We start from the raw sequence: 17622 nt of genomic DNA, 5'->3' as shown, positions 1-17622 counted from the left end.
CTGATTCAATGACGCCATGTTTCGCCTGCGCACGGTCAAGGTTCGGTTCGGCCGGACAACGGCGCTACTGCTCGCCGCGTCGGTTGTCGCGGGCGCGGCCCTGACCGGCTGCGCGAACAACGACACCACGGTGAGCCGCGCGCCCGACGGCCCGCTCCCCGCCGAGATACCGCCGGGCACCAAACTCGTCGTCGCGGACCAGCAGGAACGCGTGCAAACCTGGCTGCGCGCCTCCGGTGAGCTGGACAAGCTGCCGTTCACCGTGGAGTTCGCCAATTTCGTCGGCGGCCCGGCCGTGCTCGAGGCGTTCCGCGCCGGTGCGGCCGACGTGGCACAGGTCGGTGACGTGCCGCCCATTCACGCCCTCGCCGCCAAGCAGGACGTGCCGATCGTCGCGGCCTATCAGAGCAATCCGCTGGCGATGAAACTCGCTGTCGCGCCGGGCCGTTCGATCACGCGGCTGGCGGATCTGAAGGGTAAGAAGATCGCGTACGCCGAGGGCACCGCGCAGCAGGCGGGGGTGCTGCGGGCGGTCGCCAAGGCCGGGCTGAAAACCTCCGACGTGCAACTGATCCGCCTGCAACTGAGCGATTTCCTCGACGCGGTGCGCACCGGGCAGGTGGACGTCGCGCCCCTCATCGAACCGAATGTGACTCGGCTGCTGCGTACTCCGGGCGCGTCGGTGCTCCCCGACTCCGAAGTCACCGGGATCTACGGCGGACTGGGGTACCTGTACGCGCGCCGGGCCGTCGTACAGGACCCGGCCAAGGCGGCGGCGACCCGCGCCCTGGTCGCCGCGTTCATCCGGGCGCAGCAGTGGTCGAACCTCCATCAGGACGAGTGGGCGCGCAAGTACTACATCGACAGCCAGAAGGTCAGCGCCGACGACGCGAAACGCATCATCGACTCACTGGGCGTGTACACCTTCCCGCACCTCGATCAGCAACTGGTGGACCGCCAGCAGGCCACCATCGACGTCATCGACGACGCCGGTGAGCTGCCCGCGAAGATTCGCGCCGCGGACGGTTTCGACCTGCGCTTCGACCAGGTTGTCACGCAGACGGTCACCGAGATCGGCGCGTCGTTCGGAACGGGAACCAACTGATGGCCGTCCTCGCCACGACCCGCCCGCACCGGGCGAAGCGCCCGAAACTCGGTCCGGGCAAACCGATTCCGTACGGCATCGCGCTCGGCCCGCTACTGCTCGTGGCCGTCTGGGTGATCGGCTCGGCCCTCGGCCGGATCGATCCGAATACGCTGCCCGCGCCGTGGACGGTCGCCGAGACCGCCGCAGACCTGCTGTCGGACGGCCGTTTGCAGTCGAACCTGCTCACCTCGCTGCGGCGCGCCGTGCTCGGCTTGGCCATCGGGGTGGTGGCCGGGCTGATCCTGGCCCTGTTCGCGGGCCTGAGCCGGATCGGGGAGGCACTGGTGGACGGGCCGATCCAGATCAAGCGCGCCATCCCCACGCTCGCGCTGATCCCGCTGTTCATCGTCTGGTTCGGCATCGGCGAACAGATGAAGATCCTCTGCATCGTCCTCAGCGTGCTGATCCCGATCTACATCAACACGCACGCGCACCTGCGCGGCGTCGACGCCCGCTACGTCGAGCTGGCGCAGACCGTGGGGCTGTCCCGCTGGGAGTTCATCCGGCGCGTGGCGCTACCCGGTTCGCTGCCCGGCTTCTTCACCGGATTGCGGCTGGCGGTGACGATCTCGTGGATCGCGCTCGTGGTGGTGGAGCAGGTCAATGCCACCAGCGGCATCGGCTACCTGATGACCCAGGCGCGCACCTACGGGCAGATCGACGTCATCGTCGTCGGCCTGGTGATCTACGGACTGCTCGGCCTGTTCGGCGACGTGGCGGTGCGACTGGTGGAACGGAGGGCCCTGACATGGCGGCAGACACTGGCGGACTGACGGTCGTGCACACCCGCGACCTGAGCCGCCGCTTCGGCGACCGGATCGTGCTGCGCGGCATAGATATCGAGATCGCCCGCGGCGAGTTCGTCGCGCTGCTGGGGCGCAGCGGTTCCGGTAAGAGCACATTGCTGCGCGCCCTCGCCGAACTCGACTACGGCGTCGAGGGCTCGGGCGAGCTGGCGGTACCGGTGAATCGGGCTGTCGTCTTCCAGGATTCGCGGCTGCTGCCGTGGATTCGCGTGCTGGACAACGTCATTCTCGGTCTGCGCGGAAACGGAGCCCGGGACCGGGGCCGCGCCGCGCTGGCGGAGGTGGGCCTGGCCGGGCGCGAAAAGGCTTGGCCCAAGGAGCTTTCCGGCGGCGAACAGCAGCGCGTGGCATTGGCCCGCTCGCTGGTGCGGGAACCGGCGCTGCTGCTGGCCGACGAGCCCTTCGGCGCCCTGGACGCGCTGACCCGCATCCGCATGCACGGCCTGCTACAGGACCTGTGCGCCCGGCACACGCCCGGCGTGCTGCTGGTCACCCACGACGTCGACGAGGCGGTGTTGCTGGCGGACCGGGTACTGGTGCTCGACGACGGCCGCATCGCGGTCGACCGGCGCATCGATCTGCCGCGGCCGCGCCGCCACAGCGACGCCGGGTTCGCCCGCCACCGGGAGTCCCTGCTGCACGACCTCGGCGTCACCCGCTCGGCGGGAACGGACAACCACATCGACATCACGAAGGCGGGCATACCGGCATGACCGAACGACAGCTACACCTCAACGCGTTCATCTACCCCGCCGGCCATCACGAGGCGGCCTGGCGGCACCCGGACAGCGGGCCGGACCGCATCTACGACGTCACCTACTACCAGGAGATCGGCCGGACCGCGGAGGCCGCGAAACTCGACGCCGTCTTCTTCGCCGACGGCCCGGCGTTGCGCACCAATGTGGAATACAACGCCGCGCCGGGGTTGGAGCCGATCACCCTGCTCACCGCGATCGCCTCCGCCACAACGCATCTAGGCCTGATCGCCACCGCTTCCACCACCTACTACGAGCCCTATAACCTGGCCCGGCTGTTCTCCTCGCTCGACCACATCTCCGGCGGCCGTGCCGGGTGGAACATCGTGACGACCGGAACCGACCTCGCCGCGGCGAATTTCGGCCTGGACCGCCACCCCGACCACGCCGCACGCTATGCCCGCGCCCGGGAATTCGTGGATGCCGTGGTCGCGCTGTGGGACAGCTGGGAGGACGACGCGATCCTGCTCGACCGGGCCGCCGGGCGGTACGCCGACCCGGACAAGATCCACCGCATCGACTTCGCGGGCGACCACCTGCGCGTGCGCGGCCCGTTCCAATCCGCCCGCACCCCACAGGGTTACCCCGTGCTCGTGCAGGCGGGCGCCTCCAACGACGGCCGGGCCTTCGCGGCCCGATACGCCGAGGCGATCTTCACCGCGCATCAGCGCCTCGCCGACGCCCAGGCGTTCTACTCCGATATCAAACGCCGCGCCCACGGCTTCGGGCGCAATCCCGACCACGTGCAGATCCTGCCCGGCATCAGCCCGTTCATCGGGGATACCGAGTCCGCAGCCAAGCGCCTGGAACGCGAATTCAACGAACTCACCGTGCCCGCATACGGGCTCGGGCAGCTCGAGGACCTCGCCGGAGAGAATCTGCGGCACCTGAAGCTGGACGAGCCGGTGCCGGTCGAATTGTTCGCCGGCGCGGGCGATGTCACCGACAATGCCGCCAGCCGCCGCCAGGTGGTGGCCGGGATCGTGCAGCGGGACCGGCCTACGCTGCGGGGTTTGCTGCACCGCCTGGCGGGCGCCCGCGGGCACCGGGTGTTCACAGGCACTCCCGAACAGGTCGCCGACACCATCGAGGAGTGGTTCCGCTCCGGTGCGGCCGACGGATTCAATGTCATGCCGCCCTACTACCCCGGCGGGCTCGAGGTCTTCGCCGAGACCGTGGTCCCGATCCTGCAGCAGCGCAAGCTGTTCCGCACCGAGTACACCGGCACGACCCTGCGGGACCACTTCGGCCTCCCCCGCCCGCAGAGCCGTTTCGCCCGAGAGCCCGAACCGGCGGTGTGAACTGCCCCGGACGATTGCTCAGAGTCGGCCGACCACGCGTTCGGGTGTGACGCGGACAGTCACCATCTCGACGTCGCCGTACCGCTCGGCGACGTCGGGGTTGTGCTCGGTGTAGGTCTGGCCGGTGTATTTCAGCGAGAGGCGGTCGCGTAGTTCGTGGCCGCCCTCGGCCACCAAGGTCGCGCGGCCGTGGAGGGCCGCGTAGGTGTAGGGCGCCTCGGGGGGATTGAGCAGCACGCTCACGCGCGGGTCGCGCCGGAGGTTGCGTTCCTTGCGACTCCCGGCCGCGACGGCGAACAGCACATCGTCACCGTCGCGGAGCACCCACACCACCGACTGGTGCGGGCCGCCGTCCGGCTGGACCGTCGCGACGGTGGCGAACACCGGGGTGTCGAGCACCTGCCGCAACCGGTTCGGATCGACGCCCCATGCCGCCGACTGGAGCCGTCCGAGTAATCGCACTGTCTCCGTGTGCAATCGGTCGGCGGCCTCGGGGTCGAAGGCGGGCCCGTGCACATCCAGGGGCCGTCCCTCCACGATCGCGGTGAGCGGTTCGGCGGGCGGATGGTCGAGTACGTCCAGGATCGGAACGATCGCCTCGTCGATCGACCGGGCACCGCGACGCATGCGCTCGATGTGCTCGGCGGTCGGCGCGTCGTAGTCGCCGGACAGCGCGGTGTTCACCACCCCGGGATGCAACAGCACGTACCGCGTCCTGGCCGATACCCGGGCGCTCGCGAACCGCACCCCGAGCAGGTCGTTGAGCTGGCCGCCCTGTGCGAGCGCGTGTCCGCCGTCGTACCCCCGCTCGCCCTCGAGGTCGTCCCAGCGGATCGCCCCCGTCCCACTCCCCGGCCCCGCCACGTTCACGATGACCGGATGCTCGGCACGGTCCAGCAGGTCGATCAGGTTGTGGCTGAACACGAATCGGCTCAGATAGAACAGCGCGAAGTTGTACTCGAACCCCTCCTCGGTAACCAGCCGCTCGGACCGGAAATGCCTGGCGCACAACAGTAATGCGTCGAGCGTGTCGAACCGTTCGCGGATCTCCGCGATGGCGGCGCGCGTGGCGACGATCGAACTCAGGTCGGCCGCGACGAAATGCGCGCGTCCTTCGGCCCCGAGCCCCGCGGCGTCCGCGAGGAACGCCTGTCCCTTCGCCGGGTCCCGCCCGACGACCACCACCGCGTCACCCTCGGCCAGTCGCCGCAGCGCCACGGCGCGGCCCATTCCGTCGGTGCCACCCGCCACAACAAGGTTCTTCATGGGCTCGATTTAACCAGCCAGTTCAATCAAATTGCAATGCTGGTTAAAATTCAGCTCAGTCACCGGACGCGCGCAGGCCGTTGAGGGCGTAGGTGAGCAGCCGGTCCGCCTGCGCGGAAGTGGCGTGTTCGCGAGTCCATGCCGCCGCGTTGACGAGGGTGAAGATGTCGGTGGCGGTGGTATCCGGGGCGAGTGCGCCGGCGCGGGTGGCTCCGGCGACGATTTGTTCGCCGATCTCGTTCATGCGCAGGCAGGAGGCGTGCAGTTCGCTGTCGTCGTCGTCCAGACTCCGCACGAGTACGGCCGCGAGCCCTCGATAGGTGGCGGCGTGCTCGACGACCGCGCGCACCCATTGGGCGACGATGTCGAGCGTGGGGGGCGCGTCGAGCAACCGGTCGCCGCGCTCGAACAGAGCCTCGTTGCGGTCGGCCAGCAGCGCGGCGATCAGCGCGCGACGAGTCGGGAAGTGCCCGTACAAGGTACCGACGCCGACACCGGCCCGCCGGGCCACGTGCTCCAGCGGGGCGTCCGCGCCGCCGGTGGCGAACACCTCGTCGGCCGCCGCCAGCAGCGCTTCCCGATTGCGCCGGGCGTCGGCGCGGGGACGACGGCGGCCCGGAGTTTCGCTCTCGCCCATCACAAACCCTTCTAAGTCGAGGCACCCTCGAGATATATTTCGAGGGTGCCTCGATTTTAGAAGGAGTGGGCGATGATCCTGGTGACGGGTGCGACCGGTTCGATCGGCCGCCATCTGGTGGGTGACTTGCGGCGGCGCGATCTGCCGTTTCGGGCGCTCGTGCGCGACCCCGTGCGGGGGCGAGCGCTGGGCTGTGATCTGGTGGTCGGCGATTTCGATGATCCGGACTCGATGGCGGCCGCCGTGTCCGGTGTCGATCAAGTGTTCCTCTGTTCCCCGGGCGCGGGACCCACGCCCGGACCGCAGCCGATGATCGCGCACCAGACCGCGGTGATCGACGCGGCCGCGCGGGCCGGAGTGCGGCGGGTGGTCAAGGTGTCGGTCTGGGGCGCGCGGCCCGGCGGTTTGCTCGCCGAAGGCGCGCACGCCGAGATCGAGGCGCACCTGGAGGCGTCCGGGCTGGACTGGTCGATCCTGCGGCCGAGCGGGTTCATGCAGAACTTCCGCACCGGCGCGGGCTCGTTCAGCGCCGACGGCAACCTGCTCGGGGCCTATGGGCAGGCGCGGGTGTCCTACATCGACTGCGCCGACATCGCGGCCTGCGCCGCGGTCCTGCTCGCCACCGAGCGCGGTAGCGGCGAACGATATGTGCTGACCGGGCCGGAGGCGCTGACCCACGCCGAGATCGCCGAGCAACTGTCCGCGGCGATCGGCCGCCCGATCTCGTATATCGACCTGCCACCAGGCGAATTCGCCGACAAGCTGGTCGCGCAGGGGATCCCCGCAGCCTTCGCCGCCGATGTGGCCGCGCTCTACGCCGAGGTGGCTGGCGGCTCGTTGGCCGAAACCACCTCGGCCGTACGCGATCTCACCGGCCGACCAGCTACCACGTTCGCCGAGTTCCTCACGCGGGAACGAGACCTGTTGCCGCAGTGGCCACCTCAGCTCTACGAATGACTCCCCGCGCCTCGTGCCTCGGAGCACGCCATGTCATCCCGACATGCCTCGAACCACCTGAGGTAACCGTGGCGGAGGTGCGCCGTGCGGCAGCGGCGGGCCGACCGCGAGCAGACTGCCCGGCGTGCGACCCCGGCCCCAGCCCAGCTTTTCGCGGTATCGGCCGATGTGCTCCTGCGGGATCGCGTCGTGGTCGGTCAGTGGGGTCGCTTCCGGGGCCACGTACAAGGCGTCGGTCGGGCAGTACGCCTCGCACATGAAGCACGTCTGGCAGTCGGATTGCCTTGCGATGACCGGAATTCCGTCCGGGGCGCGGTCGAAGACGTTGGTGGGGCAGACGTCGACGCACTTGTCGCAGCCGATGCAGTCGCCGGCACGCAGCAGTTCGATCACGACGCCACCGCCAGGGCGCTGTGCCGCGCGGGCGCGGTGGCCGTCCACACCTCGTCGAGCCCGCCGGACAGGATGTGATGGTGCTGGGCGGGATCCAGGTCGGGATGGTCGGCCCGCTTGCTCATACCGCGAGTCTCCGTGCGCGCCAAGGCGGATCGGTACATGAGTCGACCCACCGCGGTGATGGCGGCGGCCTCCCGGGCGCGCACCCGCTCCGCACCGCTGTCGCCACACAGTGCCTCGGAAGCCGTGTGCCACAACGTGTCCAGACTCGCCAGCGCCGGGCGGATCCGGTCACCGTGGCGCAGATAGTTCTTCTCGAACGGGATCAGTTCACGCTGGGCGGCGGCCAGCACATCGGCGGGCCGCACCCCCGCCGTGCCGTCCGGTCGCAATCCGGTGCGCCCGGCGCCCCGCAGATCGGTCACCGCGGGACGACCCGACCGCAGGGCGAAGCGAGCGGCGCCACCGCCTGCCCAGGTGCCCGACGACATCGCCCACGCCGAGTTGTGGCTGCCGCCGCCGGTGAACCCGCCGCAGATGCGCTCGCGCGTCGCGGCGTCGCCCGCGGCGTACAGCCCGGGAACCGTGGTGGCGCACTCGTCGTCGATCACGTCGATCCCGCCGGTGCCGCGCACCGTCCCCTCCGCGAGCAGGTCGACCTCGAACCGATCGGTGAACGGGTCGATGCCGCGCCGATCGAACTGGAGGAAGAAGTTCGGCTGCCCCAGTCGCATCTGCGCCCGGACCGTGGCGTCCGCGCGATCCAGCTGCGCGAAGACCTTCTCGTGCAACAGTGTTCGCGCGATCACCGAGCGGCCCTTGGTCGACCCCGCGCCCTCGAGCACGCGGCCGTCCTCGTGGAAGAAGGTGGCGTAGCCGTAATAGGCGGTCTTGGTGACGGTGGCGCCCTTCGGCACGATCGCGTACGCGTTGGAGAATTCCATGCCGGAGAAGCTCGCGCCGACCTCGGCGGCCATCAGGGCGCCGTCGCCGGTATCGACGTTGGTGCCCAGCGCCCTCGACAGGAACGCGCAGCCCCCGCTGGCGAGCACCACGGCTCCGGCGGCGATGCGGTAGTCCCCGTCGGCCTGCCGTCGATACCCGGCCGCGCCGCGCACCACGCCGTCGGCGTCGACCAGCAATTCCAGTGCGGGCGAGTGGTCGAGGATCCGCACTCCGGCGCGCCGCACCCACGCGCGCATCCGGCGCATGTACTCCGGCCCCTGCACGCCGGTGCGGATCTGCCGCCCGGTGCCGGGGTCGACCGGGAAGGGGTATCTGCCCTCGGTCGCAAGGCGATTCATGTTGGCGTAGGTCTGGTCGAGGACCCGGTCCATCCAGTAGTGGTCGGCGAGATATCCGCCCAGCGCCTCGCGACCGGCCTTGGCCTGTGCGCGGGCCGCCGGGTCGGGCGCGACGTACCAGACGCCGGTACCGGCCGGTGCGGTCGCGCCGCTGGTCCCGCAGTATCCCTTGTCGACGAGGATCACCTCGGCGCCCGCCGCCCGGGCGTGGATCGCCGCCCAGCAGGCGGCCGGGCCGCCGCCGATCACCAGCACATCGGTGTCGATCTGCCACGTTTCGGTCACGTCTCTGCTCCTGACATTCTCGGAAAGCACGAATCAGGAGCCGTGGAAGGGCTCGCCCTCCACCGATTCGGACCGGCGCCCGTCCACCCCCTGCGGGACGTCGCCCTCGATGGTGACCCGGTACAGCACTCGGTCGTGCCCGAGATGTCCGGCGTCGGGGATGGCGAGATGCGCGGTGGCCCGGTTGTCCCAGAACGCGACACTGCCCGGCTGCCAGCGGAAGCGGACGGTGTATTCGGTCCGGGTCGCCTCTTCCCACAGCGCGTCGAGCAGATACGAACTCAGCCGCGGACCCAGACCACGCAGGTTCTTGGCCGCTCGGGTGAATCCCGGGCTGACGAACAGCGCGCGCTCACCGGTCTCGGGATGGGCCCGGACCACCGGGTGGAAACTGCGCAGCGGCTTGCGGGCCACCGCGTTCGCTCGCGTACCGCCTTGTGCCGCACGCGATTCGAAGGTGTGCTCGGCATCGAGGGCGTCCACGAGGTCACGCACCGGGGCCGGCAGATTCTCGTACGCGGCGACCAGATTCGTCCACGCCGTATCGCCGCCGTACGGCGGCAGGATGTCCGCGCGCAGGATGGAGAAGGCCGGCGGGTTCACCAGCGCGGTCACATCGGTGTGCCAGCTGCTGTCGTAGGAGGTGCGCTTGCGGCCGTACTGCTCGCCGTAGCGCCTGCTGTCGATCGGGAAGATCTCCGGGAAACCCGGCGGCGGATTGTCCTCGTAGGGATGAGCCGGGGTGACCTTACCGAACCGCCGGGCGAACGCCACCTGCTCGGCGTGCCCGATGGTCTGGTCGCGGAAGAACACGACCTTCCATTTCAGCAGGGCCTGCCGGATCTCGGCGATGACCCGATCGGGCAGGTCCTCCGCCAGGTCCACGCCGGAGATCTCGGCTCCGGTGTAGCCGGACTGCGGGTGAATCGTAATCGTAGACTCGGACGAAAGAGACTGCGCTGCAACAGTTGTCATCGTGACCATCCATTCCCTCGGCACGACAATGTTCCCGTCACGGTACGTCGCGCGCCGCGGTATGCCACCGGTTGCGATCGGCAAGATTACCTGCACGATCGCTACAGCCGACCTTGATATCGAGAGAGCCGCTACGTAGAGACGCGGCTGGGTTCGGCGGGAACGGTTTCCGGTGACGATTTCAGCAGGGTGAGCAGCGGCGCCGTGAGCGCGGTGGTGATCAGGGCCATGACGACCAGCAGCGAGTACAGGTCCGGGCCGATGATGCCGGTGGACAAGCCCACGTCCAACAGGATCAGTTCGGTGAGGCCGCGCGTGTTCAGCAGGGCCGCGAGGACTCTGGCCGGGTGCTTGTCGATCCCCGCCAGCCGGGCGGAGAGATAGGTGCCGATTACCTTGCCCGCGACCGCGACCGCGATCACGACGACGAGTTCGAGGACGCCTGCCCGATCGATGCTGGAGAGGTCCACGCGGAGCCCGGCGATCACGAAGAAGCACGGCATGAACAGCGCTCCGAGCGGCTGGACCGCGGCCGTGACCTGCTCTCGGCCACCACGCGGAAATACCACGCCGAAAAGGAACGCGCCGAAGATCAGGTGCAGCCCCGACCATTCGGTCATCGCGCCCCACAGCAGCGCGCCGCACACCGCGACCAGCGTGAGGGACCGTTCGGTCGACATACCGCCGACGACGCGACCGAGCAGCGGCCGCACGAGCCACCACGTCCCCGCCGCCAGGGGCACCAGCAGCAGCAAGCGCCACGTCTGGCCCGCCTCGGTCCGGGTGGAGGCGATGACGCCCGCCAGCACCACCCATGCCAGCACGTCACCGACGGCCGCGCACCCGAGCGCCAGCTGCCCGACGGGAGTGCTGAACATTCCCCGGTCGTGCAGAATCCGCGCCAGCACCGGGAACGCGGTCACCGCCAGCGAGCAGCCGATGAACAGCACGAACGCGATCCGGCTGCCGGTCTGATGGCGCGCCAGAATCGTCAGGGCGGCAACGGAACCCAGCACGAACGGCAGCACGTACGCCGACAGCGACACCACCGGCACGGCACTGCGATTCTTGGCGAACCGCCCGAGATCGGTCTCCATGCCCGCGACGAACATGAACAGCGCGATTCCCACATTCGCCAGCGCGGTCAACGCCGGCCTCGTATCCATCGGAAAGACGAGAGTCGACAGGTGATGCCCGAGCACCGTCGGCCCGGCCAGAATCCCGGCCGCGATCTCGCCGACCACGGGCGGCTGCCCCACCTTCTCGGCCAACCACCCCAGCACCCGCGCCGCGGCCAGAATCAGAACAAGATCAATAAGAAGCATGGTGACGACGTGGCTGGGCACAAGCCCACCTCCTACCTTCCCGAACCCCGGCATCGGCGACACGAACCGATCCGGCCGAATAACCCTACCGGTGTCGGTCGCCGAAGTCGCCGCTTCAAATGTTTGCTCTCGTATCGCTCGTAAGTGAATGTCCATCCCGTTGTGGCAGTTGAGATCTCGGGCTTCCGCTACAGTTGAGGGGCATTTCGGGTTGCGCCGCAACGGCATCGGGTTCTACCGGCCGTTGTAAAGAACAGCAGGTGAGCAGCGGGGAGCGGCTCGATCACGGCGGATTGCGGCAGAAGAATCCGAAGTCCGCGGAGACGACCCACCACCGCCGCAGCGTCCGACCCACTTTCACAGGTTGATCCGACCCACATTTGCAGGGGGTATGCGCATGACCAATAACGGCGAACCGTCGACACTCGCCCGGCGGCAACTCGGCCGGATGCTCCGCGAGGCCCGCCAGGCGCTCGGCCTGACGATCGAAAGGGCCGCCCCGCTAGCGTCACTCAGCAAATCCGGACTGCAACGCCTCGAAGCGGGCGACGTGGTCAAGATCCGCACCCAGGACATCGAGCTGCTGTGCGAGCTGTACGAGCTGACACCCGACCAGACCGCGCGGCTGGTGGAACTCGCCAACCAAGCTCAGGAAAAGAGCTGGGTCACGGCGTTCGGCGGACTGTACAGCGACTCGACGTTCAATATGGTTGTCGGGCTGACGGAATCGGCGGCGCAGCTGTTCGTCTACGCCGAGATCGTTCCGGGGCTGCTACAGACCGCGGCCTATGCGCGCACGCTCATCAGCGCCTACTTCGCCAGCGATGAGCCCGACGACATCGAACGCCGCGTAGCGCTGAGAATGCAGCGGCAGAAGATCATCACACGCAAGGCCGATCCGGTGAAGCTCGATGTCCTACTTCACGAGTCCGCCCTCTATCGCGCCGTCGGGACGCCGCGAATCATGGCCCGCCAGCTCCACCACCTCGCGGAGATGAGCAAGCTGCCACACGTCTCCCTGCGCATCCAGCCGTTCTCATCCGGTTACCCGCAAGGCGCCTTCCTCCCGAACCTCTTCATGATCCTGGACTTCGGGACAGACGCCAAGGGACGACCGGTTGAACCACCGCTCGTCTACCTGGAAGGATCAGCAGGTATCAACGATCTGTTCTTGGAGAAGACCGACGACGTCGAGCGCTACCGTTCCCTCACCGCGGCAGTCCGAGCCGTCTCGCTCGACGACACGAATTCACGAGACCTGCTTCGCCAGGTGGCGACTAGGAGATACGAAACGTGAACACTGATCTATCCGTGGCGAATTGGTTCAAGAGTAGCTACAGCAGTGGCAAGACGGACTGCGTCGAAGTCGCCTGGCTCGATGGTGGGGCGGTGGGTGTCCGGGACTCGAAGAACCCCTCCGGTCCCGCGCTGATCTTCGCCCCCGGCGAGTGGGATGCGTTTACCGACAGCGTGCGCGGCGGGAGTTTCGGCCCGGTTCAGTAGGTTTCGGCCTGGGCGGACACAGATCGGGCCGGGATGGCAGTTTTCGCCGTCTCGGGCGGGATTGTGGATGCTCAGGCCGGGTCCAAGACTTCACGACGCGAGCCGCTCCGGACCCGCGACCGTCCGTAGTGCACCGATAGCCGCGGCGACGGCCGGGCGGTCCAGGGACGCCTGGCGGTAGGTCACGCCGATATGCCGGAAACCGCCCGGGACGGGCGAGGCGACCAGGTGGCGGTGGCGGTCGTCGACCGACATCTCCGGGACGACCGTCACGCCCAAGCCGTGATCCACCATTTCCGCCATCGCCGCGAAGCTGCCGCCGCGATGTTCGATTCGCGGCGCGAAACCCGCTTCGCGGCAAGCGAATACCACCGACACGATGGACGGCGCACCGTCGCGGGCGGCGATCCAGTCGGCGTCGCGGACGACGCTCAACCCGTGCTGGCGCACCCGGTCCCGCAGCGGCGGCGGGGCGAGCAGCACGAGGGGGTCGCTCAGGAGGGATTCCGAGGCCAGACCGAGCGGCAGATCCTGGGTGCGGAACGAATACGAGTACGTCACGGCGAGATCCACGTCCTGCTGGCGCACGGCCTGGACCGAATCCACCGGCACCATGTTCACCAGCCGGACGCGCAATCCCGGATACTCCGCCCGTAACCGCGCCGCCGCGGGCAGCGCCAGCTGCGAGAGCGCGGTGCGGAAGGTGGCCACGGTAAGCACCCCGGTGACGGCCGCGTCCGTAGCGGCCACCGCGCTCTCGGCCTCCTCCAGCGCCGCGATAATCCGCACCGTGTGGTCCACGAGCACCCGGCCGGCGTGGGTCAGCCGCAGCACCCGGCCCTCCCGCCGGGTCAGCGCCGCGCCCACCTCGTCCTCGAGAATCCGCAACTGCTGGGACACGGCCGAGGTCGTGATGCCGTGCAGTTCCGAGACGGCCGTCATGGTGGTGTGCTCCGCCAGGTCGCGCAGCAGGATCAGACGTCGAATGTCGTACATGCGTCCTCATTTCGACCGTCCCCGCACCGTCACCGGCGACCCACGGGCACGGTCATCGCCGAAACATTACGGCGCGGTGCGCTCGATGGTCGACCGATAAAAACTGCGTGATCGCAACAGCAGAGCCGGAGAATGCCGCCGGGCACACTCGACCACAATCCCCCCACTTCGCGAAAGATCGAATGATGTTGTCCCGCAGTAGAAGATTCATGCCGCTTCGCGTCCTCGCCGCAGCGCTCGCCCTCCCCGCCGCCGTCTCGCTGTCGGCCGGGTGCGGCAGCTCCGATCCCGGGCTCAGCGCGGATGGCAAGACCGTCCTGCGATATCAGGGACAGACCGGCCAGGTGTCGCCCTTCGAACTTGCCGCCGATCTGGGCTATTTCCAGAAGATCCAGCTGCGCTGGGAAAACGACAGCACCAGCGGCCCGGCCAATATCCAGGCCGCGGCCACCCGCCAGATCGAATTCGGCAGCGCGTTCAACGGGGCCGTCGTGAAACTGATCGCCGGTGGCGCGCCGGTGAAGTCCGTGCTGAGTTCCTATGGCGCCGACGAGTTGTCCTTCACCGGCTATTTCGTGCGCGACGATTCCGGTATCACCTCCGCGCGTGATCTGATCGGCAAGAAGGTCGGTGTCAACACCCTCGGCGCGCACCACGAATTCATCACCCGAGAATGGCTGCACCGCCAGGGGTTGAGCGAACCGGAGATCAAGCAGGTCCAGTTCGTGGTGCTGCCCCCGGTCAGCACCGAGGACGCGTTGCGCAAGGGTCAGATCGATGTGGCCGCGCTGGGTAGCGTCTTCCGCGATACCGCGGTGGCGCGAGGCGGGCTGCATCCGCTGTTCACCGACAAGGACCTCTTCGGCAAGTTCGATTACGGCACCTACGTGTTCCGTGACGATTACATCAAGCAGCATCCCGACGCCGTGCAGGATTTCGTGCAGGGCACCGCCCGCGCCATCCGCTGGTTGCAGATCACACCGCGCGACCAGGTCCTGGCCAAATTCGAGGCGATCATCAACCAGCGCGGCCGCAACGAGAACACCGAACTGCTGAAGTACTGGAAGAGTTCCGGAATCCCGGTGCCGGGCGGCGTCGTCGACGAGCGCGAATTGCAGATCTGGATCGAGTGGCTCGTGCGCAACGGCGAATTGAGCGAAGGAAAGCTCACGGCCAAGGACGTCTACACGAACAAGGACAACCCTTACGCCAACGGCACCTATGCGCCGACGAGCGGACCTGCCGGAGAGGTGGTGGCGGCGAAATGACCGGCACGGCAAAGCTTTCCCTGACCGGCGTGCGCAAGCAGTTCGCCGCCCGCGGCAGCCGGGAACCGTTCACGGCACTCGCCGACGTCACCCTGGACCTGCACGACGGTGAGTTCCTGGTGCTGGTCGGCCCCAGCGGTTCAGGCAAATCCACCCTGCTCGACCTGCTCGGCGGGCTCAGCAAGCCGACCGCGGGCCGGATCCTGCTCGACGGCAACCCGATCGAGGGCCCCGGCCTGGATCGCGGCATCGTCTTCCAGCAGTACGCGCTGCTCCCGTGGCGCACCGCCCGCGCGAATATCGAATTCGGTTTGGAAGCGAAGCGAGTGCGGCGGCGCGAGCGGCGCGAGATCGCCGAGCACTATCTGAATCTGGTGGGGCTGGACGGTTTCGGCGACCGGTACCCGCACGAGCTGTCGGGCGGCATGAAGCAGCGCGTCGCCATCGCCCGCAGCCTCGCCTTCGATCCGGAGGTGCTGCTGATGGACGAGCCGTTCGCCGCACTCGACGCGCAAACCCGAGAGTCGTTGCAGGACGAGCTGTTACGCATCTGGCGCACCACCGGCAAGACCATCCTGTTCATCACCCACGGCATCGACGAGGCGGTGTACCTGGGCCAGCGCGTCGCCGTGCTCACGTCGCGGCCGGGCCGGATCAAGGCGGTGTTCGATATCGACCTCGACCGGGATTCCGGCGCCGATGTCCGTTCCAGCGAGCGGTTCCGGGACTTCCGGCACCGCATCTGGGAGCAGTTGCAATCCGAGGTGAGCCGGGCCCAGGGCCTGGAACGCGCCGCGCTGACCACCCACACCGACCGGAGGCCCACCCATGTCTAGTGCCGTGCCACTCGCGGAGCAGGTGACCCGCTACCCGGCCACGCCCGGACCGGACGCCGCCGCACCCTCGGGCGCGCCGATCCGGGCGCTGCGCGCGGCCACCGGGCTGGGCTGGCGGCTGCTCAAGCCGGTCATCGTCATCGCGCTGTTCCTGGCGGTGTGGGAAACCGCTCCCCGATTCGGGTTGGTGGACGAGGTGTTCCTGCCGCCGTTCTCGGTGGTGCTCGACGCGTTCGTCGAACTGGTCCGCACCGGGGAGATGTGGAACCACGTGTCCACCAGCCTCACCCGATCACTGGCCGGTTTCGGGCTCGCCCTGATCAGCGCGGTCCCCGTCGGTATCGCCATCGCCTGGTACAAGCCCGTGGCGGACTTCCTCAATCCGATTCTCGAGCTGTTCCGCAACACCGCCGCACTGGCACTGCTGCCGGTGTTCGTGCTCATCCTCGGTATCGGCGAGACGTCGAAGGTGGCGCTGGTGGTCTACGCCAGTTTCTTCCCGATCCTGCTGAACACCATCACCGGTGTCCGCACGGTGGAGCCGCTGTTGATCAAATCGGCTGTGTCGCTGGGCTTCTCACCGATCGGACTGTTCCAGAAGGTGATCCTGCCGGCCGCCCTGCCGTCGATCTTCACCGGCCTGCGGATGGCGGCCTCGTCGTCGATCCTGGTGCTCATCGCCGCCGAAATGGTCGGCGCCCGAGCCGGTCTCGGCTATTTGATCACCGCGGCGCAACAGAACTTCCAGATTCCGAACATGTACGCCGGCATCCTCGCCATCTCGCTGGTCGGCCTGTCGTTCAACGGAGTTCTGGTCACGCTGGAGCGTCGCCTGTCTCGCTGGCGCCCTCGGACCGATCAGTGAGATAGTCCGCCACCCAGGCTTCCGCCGCGGCCTTGGCCGCCTCGACCGACATGACGGAGGCCTCGCGCAGCAGGCGGCCGTCCGGCCGTCCCACCCACCACGAGCAGGTGGTGGGTGTGGTGGCCCGGATCCGGGTGCGCACCGCACCGAAATCCTTGACCAGACGCGGTTTGCCCGGCGGGCCCGTCAGCTCCCACCCGTCGGTCGCGTGCTCGGGCAGGAGCGCCACGACTGCCCGTTCACCCCCGCCCGCGCCCTTGTCGTCCACCACCTCATCCTTCCGATCCCCCTCTGGCGCAATGAGAAAGAGCGCCAGGGACATATCGGTCGCCACGTTGCGCTCTCCGTCCCATCCTGCCCGACGCCACCGGTACCGGGTCGCGCATCGGGGATTCGAGCCGGGCCCCGCGGCCGGTGTCCGAGACACTCGCAAGTCTAGGTTACCGTTCAGCAATCTTCCACGGTTTCGCGATCGCCGTGCGACGGGAGCGGGTACCGACACCTTGGGGTGGTAACGCTCACCCCTGGGAGGCCGCCGGCCAGTACTGAGGTCGCTGTCGAGACGGGTCCGCAACCCCGACAGTTGATTCATGAGCAATTCCACCCGGCAGACCGACCCGACCACCATCGCCGTCCTCGCCGACGACTGCGAACTCACCTGGACCGACCTGGATCGCTGGTCGAATCGGTTGGCCCGGTTGCTCGTGCAGCGCGGCGCGCGGCGCGGCGTCCGGATCGTGATGGCGGTGCCCGCGCCGATCGAGGCGGCCGTGACGCGGGCGGCCATCACCAAAACCGGTGCGATCCCAGCCCTGGCGGCGGATGATGATTCCACTCCCCGGGCCGACCTCGGCGTGACCACGAGAGCGCAGCGCGGCCATCTCGGTGATGCGATCGACTGGCTGGTGCTCGACGACCGCTCGACCCTGCTGGGTTACCTGACCGGGTCCGACGCACCGCTCGGCGACGCCGGCGCCGTGAATCAGGCCGCCTGACAACT

General features: G+C 68.4%; 19 protein-coding genes. 11 read left to right on the top strand and 8 right to left on the bottom strand.

The features are described from left to right. Nucleotides 1-16: 16 nt before the first annotated feature. The 4 genes from ACFMRZ_RS29165 to ACFMRZ_RS29150 are packed head-to-tail and all read left to right on the top strand — an operon-like array spanning nucleotide 17 to nucleotide 4009. Nucleotides 17-1105 carry an ABC transporter substrate-binding protein gene (locus tag ACFMRZ_RS29165; RefSeq protein ID WP_400181520.1) on the top strand — a complete coding sequence of 363 codons (1089 nt, stop codon included), beginning with the start codon at nucleotides 17-19 and terminating at the stop codon, nucleotides 1103-1105. Continuing rightward, entirely contained in the window at nucleotides 1105-1920 is an 816-nt protein-coding gene (locus ACFMRZ_RS29160; protein WP_280277074.1) for an ABC transporter permease, read from the top strand. Before ACFMRZ_RS29165 ends, ACFMRZ_RS29160 begins: the two co-directional genes overlap by 1 nt. Next, nucleotides 1896-2666 carry an ABC transporter ATP-binding protein gene (locus ACFMRZ_RS29155; protein WP_400181519.1) on the top strand — a complete coding sequence of 257 codons (771 nt, stop codon included), beginning with the start codon at nucleotides 1896-1898 and terminating at the stop codon, nucleotides 2664-2666. Before ACFMRZ_RS29160 ends, ACFMRZ_RS29155 begins: the two co-directional genes overlap by 25 nt. Then, nucleotides 2663-4009, top strand: coding sequence for an LLM class flavin-dependent oxidoreductase (locus ACFMRZ_RS29150; RefSeq protein WP_280277076.1), 1347 nt, complete (start codon nucleotides 2663-2665; stop codon nucleotides 4007-4009). Before ACFMRZ_RS29155 ends, ACFMRZ_RS29150 begins: the two co-directional genes overlap by 4 nt. An 18-nt stretch (nucleotides 4010-4027) precedes the next feature. Here ACFMRZ_RS29150 and ACFMRZ_RS29145 read toward each other — a convergent pair whose 3' ends face one another. Further along, nucleotides 4028-5275, bottom strand: a complete 1248-nt coding sequence (locus ACFMRZ_RS29145) for a TIGR03618 family F420-dependent PPOX class oxidoreductase (protein WP_400181518.1) — start codon at nucleotides 5273-5275, stop codon at nucleotides 4028-4030. A gap of 55 nt (nucleotides 5276-5330) precedes the next feature. Next, on the bottom strand, nucleotides 5331-5912 hold the full coding sequence (locus ACFMRZ_RS29140; RefSeq protein ID WP_400181517.1) for a TetR/AcrR family transcriptional regulator: 582 nt from the start codon (nucleotides 5910-5912) through the stop codon (nucleotides 5331-5333). 72 nt (nucleotides 5913-5984) lie between these two features. Between ACFMRZ_RS29140 and ACFMRZ_RS29135 the strand changes: the two genes are divergently transcribed. Continuing rightward, complete coding sequence (locus ACFMRZ_RS29135; RefSeq protein WP_400181516.1) at nucleotides 5985-6869, top strand: NAD(P)H-binding protein; 885 nt, start codon at nucleotides 5985-5987, stop codon at nucleotides 6867-6869. 33 nt (nucleotides 6870-6902) lie between these two features. On the opposite strand, the gene ACFMRZ_RS29130 is transcribed toward ACFMRZ_RS29135, so the two are convergent. The 4 genes from ACFMRZ_RS29130 to ACFMRZ_RS29115 all read right to left on the bottom strand — a co-directional run bounded on the left by ACFMRZ_RS29130 (nucleotide 6903) and on the right by ACFMRZ_RS29115 (nucleotide 11175). Further along, nucleotides 6903-7262 (bottom strand): 4Fe-4S dicluster domain-containing protein, encoded by a 360-nt coding sequence (locus ACFMRZ_RS29130; protein WP_400181515.1) that lies wholly within the window; start codon nucleotides 7260-7262, stop codon nucleotides 6903-6905. Further along, nucleotides 7259-8854 (bottom strand): FAD-binding protein, encoded by a 1596-nt coding sequence (locus ACFMRZ_RS29125; RefSeq protein WP_400181514.1) that lies wholly within the window; start codon nucleotides 8852-8854, stop codon nucleotides 7259-7261. Before ACFMRZ_RS29125 ends, ACFMRZ_RS29130 begins: the two co-directional genes overlap by 4 nt. Before the next feature lie 33 nt (nucleotides 8855-8887). Then, a complete protein-coding gene (locus ACFMRZ_RS29120; protein WP_400181513.1) occupies nucleotides 8888-9829 on the bottom strand; it encodes a TauD/TfdA dioxygenase family protein in 942 nt (313 codons plus the stop codon). A gap of 131 nt (nucleotides 9830-9960) precedes the next feature. Further along, nucleotides 9961-11175 (bottom strand): cation:proton antiporter, encoded by a 1215-nt coding sequence (locus tag ACFMRZ_RS29115; protein WP_280277082.1) that lies wholly within the window; start codon nucleotides 11173-11175, stop codon nucleotides 9961-9963. Nucleotides 11176-11518: 343 nt separating this feature from the next. Between ACFMRZ_RS29115 and ACFMRZ_RS29110 the strand changes: the two genes are divergently transcribed. Both ACFMRZ_RS29110 and ACFMRZ_RS29105 read left to right on the top strand, forming a co-directional pair. Next, nucleotides 11519-12451, top strand: a complete 933-nt coding sequence (locus ACFMRZ_RS29110) for a helix-turn-helix domain-containing protein (RefSeq protein WP_400181512.1) — start codon at nucleotides 11519-11521, stop codon at nucleotides 12449-12451. Next, complete coding sequence (locus tag ACFMRZ_RS29105; RefSeq protein WP_400181511.1) at nucleotides 12448-12657, top strand: DUF397 domain-containing protein; 210 nt, start codon at nucleotides 12448-12450, stop codon at nucleotides 12655-12657. Before ACFMRZ_RS29110 ends, ACFMRZ_RS29105 begins: the two co-directional genes overlap by 4 nt. Nucleotides 12658-12747: 90 nt before the next feature. On the opposite strand, the gene ACFMRZ_RS29100 is transcribed toward ACFMRZ_RS29105, so the two are convergent. After that, nucleotides 12748-13653 carry a LysR family transcriptional regulator gene (locus ACFMRZ_RS29100; protein WP_400181510.1) on the bottom strand — a complete coding sequence of 302 codons (906 nt, stop codon included), beginning with the start codon at nucleotides 13651-13653 and terminating at the stop codon, nucleotides 12748-12750. 182 nt (nucleotides 13654-13835) lie between these two features. Between ACFMRZ_RS29100 and ACFMRZ_RS29095 the strand changes: the two genes are divergently transcribed. Genes ACFMRZ_RS29095 through ACFMRZ_RS29085 form a run of 3 tightly spaced genes read left to right on the top strand, consistent with a single transcriptional unit; the run spans nucleotide 13836 to nucleotide 16622 of the window. Beyond that, nucleotides 13836-14921, top strand: a complete 1086-nt coding sequence (locus ACFMRZ_RS29095; RefSeq protein ID WP_400183000.1) for an ABC transporter substrate-binding protein — start codon at nucleotides 13836-13838, stop codon at nucleotides 14919-14921. Further along, entirely contained in the window at nucleotides 14918-15757 is an 840-nt protein-coding gene (locus ACFMRZ_RS29090; protein ID WP_280277087.1) for an ABC transporter ATP-binding protein, read from the top strand. The genes ACFMRZ_RS29095 and ACFMRZ_RS29090 overlap by 4 nt, the downstream gene beginning before the upstream one ends. Then, nucleotides 15750-16622, top strand: coding sequence for an ABC transporter permease (locus ACFMRZ_RS29085; protein ID WP_400181509.1), 873 nt, complete (start codon nucleotides 15750-15752; stop codon nucleotides 16620-16622). The genes ACFMRZ_RS29090 and ACFMRZ_RS29085 overlap by 8 nt, the downstream gene beginning before the upstream one ends. Here the strand turns inward: ACFMRZ_RS29085 and ACFMRZ_RS29080 are convergent. Continuing rightward, nucleotides 16573-16890 (bottom strand): hypothetical protein, encoded by a 318-nt coding sequence (locus tag ACFMRZ_RS29080; protein WP_400181508.1) that lies wholly within the window; start codon nucleotides 16888-16890, stop codon nucleotides 16573-16575. The genes ACFMRZ_RS29085 and ACFMRZ_RS29080 overlap by 50 nt on opposite strands. 322 nt (nucleotides 16891-17212) lie before the next feature. Between ACFMRZ_RS29080 and ACFMRZ_RS29075 the strand changes: the two genes are divergently transcribed. After that, entirely contained in the window at nucleotides 17213-17617 is a 405-nt protein-coding gene (locus ACFMRZ_RS29075) for an AMP-binding protein (RefSeq protein ID WP_280277090.1), read from the top strand. Nucleotides 17618-17622 lie beyond the last annotated feature (5 nt).

The sequence above is a fragment of the Nocardia sp. N2S4-5 genome (genome assembly GCF_044628355.1).
GTDB lineage: Bacteria > Actinomycetota > Actinomycetes > Mycobacteriales > Mycobacteriaceae > Nocardia > Nocardia wallacei_B.
Note: the sequence above shows the minus strand (reverse complement) of the source record. Positions and strands in the feature narration are given on the sequence as shown.